The following is an 8,205-nucleotide window of genomic DNA, read 5'->3' as shown; positions in this document are numbered from 1 at the left end:
CCAGCGTTCGTCCTGAGCCAGGATCAAACTCTCCAAAAAGGGTAGTTCGTCTATGCTCATTACAAGCTAGCTTTAAAACTTTGCTGTGATTGCTCACAGCGCGTATGCGCTCGTTGTTCAGTTTTCAAGGAGCAAGCTTGTGTTGCCTTTTTGCTTGTCCGATGCGCTTTTCGCGACCGGAATTTGAATATATCATATTCGGACATCTCATTGCAACTGGTAATTTCTTACCGTCGCCTCGGCCTCTTGCTCGCCGCCGCCGCTCTCGCGGCCGGAAGAACAATATAGCACGGATGTTGCCCGTAAATCAAATGGTAGATGCTGGGCGAGGAAATCAGCCCTTGCGGCGGCAAGGGCTGTACTTATTCCGTCGTGTATTTAATTCGGCCCTCCGGCACCTTCAACGGAATGACGAGTTCTTGCTCCACGCTCCCGTCCTTGGCGCTGTGAACGAAGAGCACTAGCATCATGTTCGGCTGCTGCGCATGCTCATAGTTCACCTTGAAGCGGAACGATCCCCAAGCGGGCGCGCCTGCCGAAGCCATCTCATGTCCTTCGGCCAAAATCGCATGCCCGTCCTCCAGCGTCCAGCTGAACGCCGCCTCGAATACGCGGGCCTCGCCTTCCACGATAAAGCCCGAATCCGCCTCCGTGCTCGGGGCAGGGGCGTACACGCGGAACGCTGCGTTCTCCGCCACGGGTTTGACGATCTCGCCGCTTTTCGCGTCGATTTTGAGAGACACAGGTTGGTCGACGGCTTCTTGACGAACCAGCTCCACATCCCAACGGGCGCTCTCCGCATTCCGCGCGGCAGCCTTCACGCTCCACACTCCGCTCGTTTCCGCTTGAGCGCTCAGGGCGGCTTGAACGGCGGCCGTACGATCGATCGTTCCCTCTGCCGCGGCCGTTTCCTCGTCCGGATGAACGACGATTTTCGAAGCGACCGCTTGCGCCGGATACGATTCTTGGATCGGTCCGGTATGCCACACCTCGATTTGGTCGCCGACTTGGATGTCGTCCTCCCCGAGCGATTGGCCGTCTTCGGTTTGCAGCGCCGTCTCCCCGTTGACCTCAAACGAAAACGCGTCGATACGCGGACCTGCGTCCTGTTCGACGTAAGCGGTCACCAACCACCGCCCGGCTTCCTTCTTAACGACGTACCCCCTGTCCAGAGCCTTCGCCTCGGAAGGTTCCGGCTCCGCGGCCGGATTATCCGCTGGCGGTTCCGCAGCCGTCCCGCCGCCCCCGCCTCCGCAGGCGGACGTCAGGGCTAGAACGAACAGCAGCGCCAACAACGCAACGCGTTTTCTCATGCTTCTTCAACTCCTTTCCACAGTAGACGAAGCATAAGCTTGATTTGTTCCATGCGCCGACTACCCAGAACGAGATCCTTCGTTAGCATAACCGCCACACGAAGGGAGTATCCCCGATCGTGAGACAAAACGAGCACCCAGCCCTGGGAGGGTGGGTGCTCTCGACATTACTCGCCGATCCATTCAATGCCGATCGTAAGCTTGTAACCGCCGGCGTCGCGTTTGTAACTGATTTTGTATTCCATGTCAGCGTCCGGGAGCGCCACGGGCAGCCCCCGAATCGTAAAATGTTCCGCCTCCAGACGATCGGCCACGGTGCGGAGCAGCTCGGCGAAATGCGCCGTCCGCCCGACGAACTCTTCTTCCAGCTTCATTCCGGATCACCTCCCTCTAACGAAACTTGCAGGAGCCGTTCAAGCACCGGAACCTTCCCTTCCTCGAACCGCATGCTTTTACCTAACTTTTTGGCCACGCCCGGCTTTCCTTTTTCGAATGCGTTCTTGCAAATCCCATAGTAATGATGAGGAAACAGAAGGTCGATATACAACACTTGCACCTGTTCAGGCGTCAGAGGGAATTCAGCGCCGTATACGCGAACCCACCGGTCGATTTCGTCCGCATCCCACGTGCCCAGCTCCTCCATCCGTTTCGCGATCAATTTACGGACGTCGCGCAGCGGTATGTCGTAGGCGAGATTGTCCAGATCGAGCACATATACCCCGCGTTCGGTGAGCAGCGCATTGCCTTTGCCGTAATCTTGGTGGCACATGTACCCATACGCGCCGATCTCGGCAACCCAACTCGCGTAGCAGGAACGCGCAAGCAGGTCGATCGCCAGCTCCCCCCACCGAATCGCGCGATCGACGCCGGTCAAGAATAGGCTGCAAAACTCATCGGGTTCCGCTTCGGACGATGCCGACTGTTTCCAAGCTTTCAAATTGGCGACCATTCCGGCATAATGCGCCGGCCAGGCGCCCATACGATCGTACGTCTCGCCGGCTTGCGGCGGAACGAAGCCCCGGCTCAGCCGGTGAAACCGTCCCAACGCTGCCATGCCGTGCTCCAAGTGTTCCGCTTCTTCTTCCATATCCAAATCCGTTCCTTCGATCCAACCGTAAAGCACGAGCGCGTAGCCCTCGTGGACGAAGTAAGGCTTTCCGGACTTCGTCGGCACGATATCGGCGACGAGCGCGCCTTTCCTCCGCAAATACATTTGCGCGGCGGTCGTGAAATCGACGATGGGAATCGATTTGCGAATTCGTTTCAAGCAGAAGACGCCCTGGGACGTATCTAGTTTCCATAGCGTCTTAATGCCTCCGCCTTGGATGACCTCGGCAGAGATCGTCCGCATCTGCGGGTAATGCTCCGCCATCAGTTGCAGCCCCAACGCGACATCCGGCGCGCTGTCGTAGCCGGTGACGTCACCCATGGCCGACCACCTCCCCGAGCCGATTCAAGAACGCCTCGAGGACGTCCCGTTTGCTGTGCTCGGTGGCGATCATTTCGTTCAGCCGTTCGATATGCTTGCGCTCGGTCCAGTTCGGCTCGCGACGCTCGTAATACTTGGAGACTTGACCGTAAAACAAGTGCGGAAACAGCAGGTCGGCCGTCAGGGAACGATAGTGATTGTCCGTCAGCGCATGCACCTCTTGGTACGACCGAAGCATGAACAGCATTCGTTCAAGCGACCAAGCGCAATCTTTCTTCATCACCTTGTTCAAAATTTTACGCAAATCCCGGATGGGCACGTCCACCGTCAGCGAGTCCATGTCGTAAACATAAAGCAATCCGTCGTCGCCGATGGCGAGGTTGCCTGCCGCGAAATCTTGGTGACATAACGTTTTCGCAGCTCTTGTTTGCTCCAGCCATCGTTCGAACCCGCTGGCGGCGAGCAGCGCGATCGCTTTCCGTCCGTCCGACAAGAAGACGTCGACGTGATCCAAGAACAGTCGGTCGAATTCGCCTTGCGGCCCCCTGTGCGTCACTTCCGCTTTCCAAGTTTCCAACCGCCCCAATCGGACCGTCATGTCCTTCTCCCACTCGTTGAGCAGCATGGAAGGGAATTCGCCCGTCGGCGATTCGATCCCCCGGGATGCTTGGTGGAAAGCTGCCATCCCCCTCATGATCAACCGCAGCTCCCCCTCGATCTTGTATTCCGGGGATCGTCCCCGAACCGCCTCGAATACGACGAAATGTTCCCCATCCACCGTTACGAAGCCCTGATCGTTCGTCGTTTTCCAAACCGCCGGGGTGTGAACGCCTCTCTCGCGCAAATAATCGATCGCATGAATCATGAATCCGATGTCCTTCGGTGCGAAAGGCACCTTCTTCACGATCAACTCGCCTTGATCCGTATCCACGGACCATACCGCCTTCTTCCCCTTGAAAGAAAGCAAGTAGATTTGTTTAATCTCGACGGGATAGTGCGCCATCACGCGCTTGACGACTTGCGACATCGTCGGGTCCATGTCGACCCCTCCTTTTTAATGCTTCGTTTTTTTTCGGCGAAGCGCTTCCCGGTACAACTGTTCCAACCGGGCAGCCGCGTGTTCGAAGCCGAAATCGTTCTCGACGAAAGCCCGTCCCGCCTTGGCCATCCGAAGCGCCTCCTCGGGCTGGCCGAACAAAGCGTCGATCGCCTCGGTAAACGCGTTCGGATTCGTATAATCATCAATCAACCAGCCGTTCGTCATGTGCGAAATGATTTCGCCGTTGCCGCCCCGATTCGTCGTGACGACCGGCAAACCGGCGCCCATCGCCTCGTAATGGACTCGAGCCAGCGGCTCCTGCCACTGCGAGCTGCAGACGAATACGTCGCCTAGCAAGAACGCTTCGGGAAGGCGATCCGGCGGAACGAACCCGGTAAAGCGGATCCGGTCCCCGAACGGTTCTGCCAGCCGCCGAAGTCTAGCGCCGAATTCATCGATCTTTTCGTCGTGAAACCATTTGCTGCCGACAATGACGAGAACCGATTCCGGATATTTGGCGAAAATCGGCTCCATGCCGCGAATCAGGACGTCAGGGCCTTTGACCGCACTCAAGCGGCCGACGAACAAAACGACTTTTTTGCCTTCTAAACCGTACTTCTTACGCATTTGATCGCGAAGAGCTTGCCCTGCTTCCGTCCATGCGGGCGCGTATCGCTCAAGGTCGATCCCGGAGTACACCGTTCTCAACTTTCGCCTCGCAGCCGGAAACCGGGCCGCGATCGTTCTTCCGATATAATCGCTGATGCTCATGATGCGATCTAACGCGCGGATCGTTAAGCGCCCCAACTCTAACGAAATTTTACCGTCGCGGTACATTTCGTTATGAAGGCTCAGCACGAAGCGACTTTCCGGCATGGCCGATTTGTAAATCAGCACGTTGCGCGGCCTGTTGAATACATGGATGACGTCGTACAGGAGCTTCGTTTTCCGAAGCCTTGCCAGCTCCATCCCGACGCGGTATTCGTAACCGTCCGCCGGCAAACGCACGTATTCGATCCCGTCGACGAATTCCCGATCGGCTAAGTCCGGATCCGAAATACTATAAATCGTAACTCTATGTTTCTTGCTGAGATAGGACGCCGCACCCTGAATCAATATTTGAACGGCGCCGCCGCGAATCGGCGGAACCGGCAGCATTTCCGTGCAAATCATCGCGATGCGCAGCGATTGTTTCCCCATTGCTTTCACCTCCGCTCCTCTACTACTACCATATGTTGGTATAGCGAAAGAGAAACGGCGATTTTACATTCGCTTATAAAATGGACGGCCCTTCGGTAGAATAGGGGACAACGCTGCGGGCATAAAGAAAAGCCCTTGCGCAGGCACGCAAGAGCTTGGTTTCAAGCTAGACACTACGTTAAGTTGTTGGAAGCGAGTACCCTAGCTTCTCCAGCTCATTCCGGATATCGGGCAACACGGATGAAGGGTGTTTCAGAGCGAGGGCGTATGCTCGATCCCAACATATTTTCGCTTGGTGCGGTTGATTGAGGAATGTATAATACTTCCCCAAGTTAACGAAAGCGTTCATTTGACCTGCTACGTAATTCGCGATTCGATAATAGCGGATCGCTCTGCGAGTAAACCGGATTGCCGCTTCGGCATCCTGGAAGACGAAATGATTTTCCGCTCGGGCGACATAAACGTCGCCTTTCGTCGCTACCGTCCACTCCAGCGTCTCATTCGCCAGCTCGAGCGTTTTCAAAAGGTATTGCTCCCCTTCGCGGAAATCCGTTACTTTGCCCGTCTTGGCCGTTAAGGCGCTCCATATGAGTCCGATAATCAAAAGAGCATTGTTATAAAACCTTAACGAGATATCTTTGTAGGGTCTAAACACATCCTCTGCTTTCATTGCATAGGACGCAGCGAGCTTAAGCCGATCCACGACTTCCGGATAATCGGGGTACACTAGAGTAAAGTTATATTGTGCCGTGGCAAACGATAAATACGCTGTCGCCTGATCCACGCGATTCAACAAATGCATTTTATTTTTTACGACATCTTCTAAGATCTCGATTGCTTCGTCTACGTTTCCTACCATATTGAGGGTGCGCGCCTCCCAAATTAGGAGCCGGATGAAATCGCGTTCATTCCGAAACGCATCCGTCTGACGAACTCGCTGAACCATTTCAAGTACTTCTTTGAACCTGTTATCGCCATACATTTGGATTACCTGATACATCGTATCTTCTGCGAAGGTGTTGAGCTCATCCTCCGTCTCCATGAGAAACAACGGGCTGATCTGCAAGATGTTCGCCAACTTTTGCAGATCCGCAGCGTTAATTTTTATCATTCCGTTCTCGATCTTACTGTAATTCCCTTGCGTAATTCCGAGCTCTTTGGCTACAGCCGCCTGTTTATAGCCCAGTTCTTTCCTCCGCATTTTTATTCGTTCGCCAATCAGTTTGCTCATTGGTTCACCCCTAGAGTCCACCATATGATTTTATATCGTATCCATTTGGTAAATATTCTAAAAATGAATATTAATAAAAAGCGGGCAAGGTATTGCGGAGAATAAGGAATTCCTCTTGAAATAAGAAGGAATATCCATTCGTTTGCCGTTTTCCACGAATATTTTATGTGTGTTAAATTGTAGTAGACGCTTACAGACAATGCCTCCCATTCCTGAAACGCCGCTCACGTCGCGTCTGCTTCGCAAGAAACTTCCTCTCTCTTTCGAAGACCGTTCTTGCTGCGCATAAAGTCAAGTCGGATAAAAATATAACATCGAACGGTCAGCTATTATGGTTGAAGCTATAGGAGAGAATATACCATGTATAAGGAACCGCATCAAAAGATTCGCGTCGACATCGTTAACATCGTTCAATATTTAGACATGGATGAGGAAATTTTGACTACCTTTAGGACGAACGCGGCCAATCCTGCTGAAGCAGAAGGAAACGGAAAGATCCCCTAGATTATGAGCATTACGGAACTTCCTTTTCGGAACCCCCTCGCCTCTTCTTTTCCCTTAAGAGAACGCTTTCCATTTTATGAGCACAATGGGCCTCTCTGATTTATCCGGCGCAATTATTAATGTTCCTACCGTCCGATTCACGGATTTGGCGGAGGAACATGGACGATATGCAAAAAGCTCTTGCGCATGCGGCAAGAGCTTTCGTGTTATATGATCTGTAGTGGGCTCGAACCACTGACCCCCACCCTGTCAAGATGGTGCTCTCCCAGCTGAGCTAACAGATCAAGAAATGGCGTGCCCTGAGAGATTCGAACTCCCGACCTTTTGATTCGTAGTCAAACGCTCTATCCGGCTGAGCTAAGGGCACATATGAAATTATGGAGCGGACGATGGGATTCGAACCCACGACCCTCGCCTTGGCAAGGCGATGCTCTACCACTGAGCCACGTCCGCGTGGCAAATAAGTGCGGTCGAGAGGAGTCGAACCTCCACGGGTGTTACCCCACTAGAACCTGAATCTAGCGCGTCTGCCATTCCGCCACGACCGCGTATGAAATTGTATGGTGCGGTTGAGAGGACTCGAACCTCCACGAGCGTACGCCCACTACCCCCTCAAGATAGCGTGTCTGCCATTCCACCACAACCGCATGATATTGTTGAAAAAGTGAGCCATGAAGGACTCGAACCTTCGACACCCTGATTAAAAGTCAGGTGCTCTACCGACTGAGCTAATGGCTCATGAATAATGGCGGAGCCGACGGGATTCGAACCCGCGGTCTCCTGCGTGACAGGCAGGCATGTTAGGCCTCTACACCACGGCTCCGCAGTAACATGGTGGGCGCTGACGGGATCGAACCGCCGACCCTCTGCTTGTAAGGCAGATGCTCTCCCAGCTGAGCTAAGCGCCCATGTTTTATGGTGACCCGTAGGGGATTCGAACCCCTGTTACCTCCGTGAAAGGGAGGTGTCTTAACCCCTTGACCAACGGGCCGTATTAAGTAGCGGCAGAGGGGATCGAACCCCCGACCTCACGGGTATGAACCGTACGCTCTAGCCAGCTGAGCTACGCCGCCACATGGCTCCCCGAGCAGGACTCGAACCTGCGACAACTCGATTAACAGTCGAGTGCTCTACCGACTGAGCTATCAGGGAATGTTATTGGTGGACCCAAGCGGGATCGAACCGCTGACCTCCTGCTTGCAAGGCAGGCGCTCTCCCAGCTGAGCTATGGGCCCAAGATTATGAGGTTGTTATGGTGGGCCTTAGTGGACTCGAACCACCGACCTCACCCTTATCAGGGGTGCGCTCTAACCAGCTGAGCTAAAGGCCCTAATGATTAAAATTTGTTAGGCTTGGCGGCGTCCTACTCTCCCGGGACCCTGCGGTCCAAGTACCATCGGCGCTGGAAGGCTTAACGTTCGTGTTCGGGATGGGTACGCGTGGTTCCCTTCCGCCATTACCACCAAACCTAAGTGATGTTTCCGCCAAG

6 protein-coding genes, 13 tRNA genes and 1 rRNA gene are annotated in these 8,205 nt (G+C 54.2%); all 20 read right to left on the bottom strand.

From position 1 onward, the window contains the following. Positions 1-362 precede the first annotated feature (362 nt). The gene (locus VE009_RS05345; protein WP_325006366.1) at positions 363-1,313 is read right to left on the bottom strand and encodes a Gmad2 immunoglobulin-like domain-containing protein; all 951 of its coding nucleotides are present in this window, start codon (positions 1,311-1,313) and stop codon (positions 363-365) included. Between the two features lie 167 nt (positions 1,314-1,480). Continuing rightward, positions 1,481-1,687: an amphi-Trp domain-containing protein gene (locus tag VE009_RS05340; RefSeq protein WP_325006365.1), complete on the bottom strand. Its 207-nt coding sequence runs from the start codon at positions 1,685-1,687 to the stop codon at positions 1,481-1,483. Further along, positions 1,684-2,742, bottom strand: coding sequence for a CotS family spore coat protein (locus tag VE009_RS05335; protein ID WP_325006364.1), 1,059 nt, complete (start codon positions 2,740-2,742; stop codon positions 1,684-1,686). The genes VE009_RS05340 and VE009_RS05335 overlap by 4 nt, the downstream gene beginning before the upstream one ends. Then, on the bottom strand, positions 2,735-3,781 hold the full coding sequence (locus VE009_RS05330; protein WP_325006363.1) for a CotS family spore coat protein: 1,047 nt from the start codon (positions 3,779-3,781) through the stop codon (positions 2,735-2,737). Before VE009_RS05330 ends, VE009_RS05335 begins: the two co-directional genes overlap by 8 nt. 15 nt (positions 3,782-3,796) lie before the next feature. Continuing rightward, the gene (locus tag VE009_RS05325; protein ID WP_325006362.1) at positions 3,797-4,981 is read right to left on the bottom strand and encodes a glycosyltransferase family 4 protein; all 1,185 of its coding nucleotides are present in this window, start codon (positions 4,979-4,981) and stop codon (positions 3,797-3,799) included. A gap of 178 nt (positions 4,982-5,159) precedes the next feature. Beyond that, positions 5,160-6,212 (bottom strand): helix-turn-helix transcriptional regulator, encoded by a 1,053-nt coding sequence (locus tag VE009_RS05320; RefSeq protein ID WP_325006361.1) that lies wholly within the window; start codon positions 6,210-6,212, stop codon positions 5,160-5,162. Between the two features lie 715 nt (positions 6,213-6,927). Beyond that, positions 6,928-7,000 (bottom strand) — tRNA-Val (locus VE009_RS05315). Positions 7,001-7,006: 6 nt separating this feature from the next. Continuing rightward, a tRNA-Arg gene (locus tag VE009_RS05310) sits at positions 7,007-7,083 on the bottom strand. A gap of 11 nt (positions 7,084-7,094) precedes the next feature. Next, positions 7,095-7,169, bottom strand: a tRNA-Gly gene (locus tag VE009_RS05305). A 12-nt stretch (positions 7,170-7,181) separates the two neighbouring features. Continuing rightward, positions 7,182-7,264, bottom strand: a tRNA-Leu gene (locus VE009_RS05300). A 13-nt stretch (positions 7,265-7,277) separates the two neighbouring features. Next, a tRNA-Leu gene (locus tag VE009_RS05295) sits at positions 7,278-7,363 on the bottom strand. An 18-nt stretch (positions 7,364-7,381) separates the two neighbouring features. Further along, positions 7,382-7,454 (bottom strand) — tRNA-Lys (locus VE009_RS05290). Positions 7,455-7,462: 8 nt separating this feature from the next. Next, positions 7,463-7,539, bottom strand: a tRNA-Asp gene (locus VE009_RS05285). Between the two features lie 9 nt (positions 7,540-7,548). Continuing rightward, positions 7,549-7,624: transfer RNA gene (locus VE009_RS05280), tRNA-Val, on the bottom strand. A gap of 8 nt (positions 7,625-7,632) precedes the next feature. Continuing rightward, positions 7,633-7,707, bottom strand: a tRNA-Glu gene (locus VE009_RS05275). 8 nt (positions 7,708-7,715) lie between these two features. Beyond that, positions 7,716-7,789 (bottom strand) — tRNA-Met (locus VE009_RS05270). A 3-nt stretch (positions 7,790-7,792) separates the two neighbouring features. After that, positions 7,793-7,868 (bottom strand) — tRNA-Asn (locus VE009_RS05265). Between the two features lie 7 nt (positions 7,869-7,875). Further along, positions 7,876-7,951: transfer RNA gene (locus VE009_RS05260), tRNA-Ala, on the bottom strand. An 18-nt stretch (positions 7,952-7,969) separates the two neighbouring features. Further along, positions 7,970-8,046: transfer RNA gene (locus VE009_RS05255), tRNA-Ile, on the bottom strand. A gap of 20 nt (positions 8,047-8,066) precedes the next feature. Further along, positions 8,067-8,183 (bottom strand): 5S ribosomal RNA (gene rrf, locus VE009_RS05250). Positions 8,184-8,205: the final 22 nt, after the last annotated feature.

The organism is Paenibacillus sp., from assembly GCF_035645195.1.
GTDB lineage: Bacteria > Bacillota > Bacilli > Paenibacillales > YIM-B00363 > Paenibacillus_AE.
The sequence above is the reverse complement of the archived record's forward strand: the minus strand, read 5'-3'. Positions and strand labels throughout refer to the sequence as shown.

Bases quoted from the DNA above. Each gene is read 5' to 3' on its own strand.
- VE009_RS05345 (WP_325006366.1), bottom strand. From the start codon at position 1,313: ATGAGAAAACGCGTTGCGTTGTTGGCGCTGCTGTTCGTTCTAGCCCTG.
- VE009_RS05340 (WP_325006365.1), bottom strand. From the start codon at position 1,687: ATGAAGCTGGAAGAAGAGTTCGTCGGGCGGACGGCGCATTTCGCCGAG.
- VE009_RS05335 (WP_325006364.1), bottom strand. From the start codon at position 2,742: ATGGGTGACGTCACCGGCTACGACAGCGCGCCGGATGTCGCGTTGGGG.
- VE009_RS05330 (WP_325006363.1), bottom strand. From the start codon at position 3,781: ATGGACCCGACGATGTCGCAAGTCGTCAAGCGCGTGATGGCGCACTAT.
- VE009_RS05325 (WP_325006362.1), bottom strand. From the start codon at position 4,981: ATGGGGAAACAATCGCTGCGCATCGCGATGATTTGCACGGAAATGCTG.
- VE009_RS05320 (WP_325006361.1), bottom strand. From the start codon at position 6,212: ATGAGCAAACTGATTGGCGAACGAATAAAAATGCGGAGGAAAGAACTG.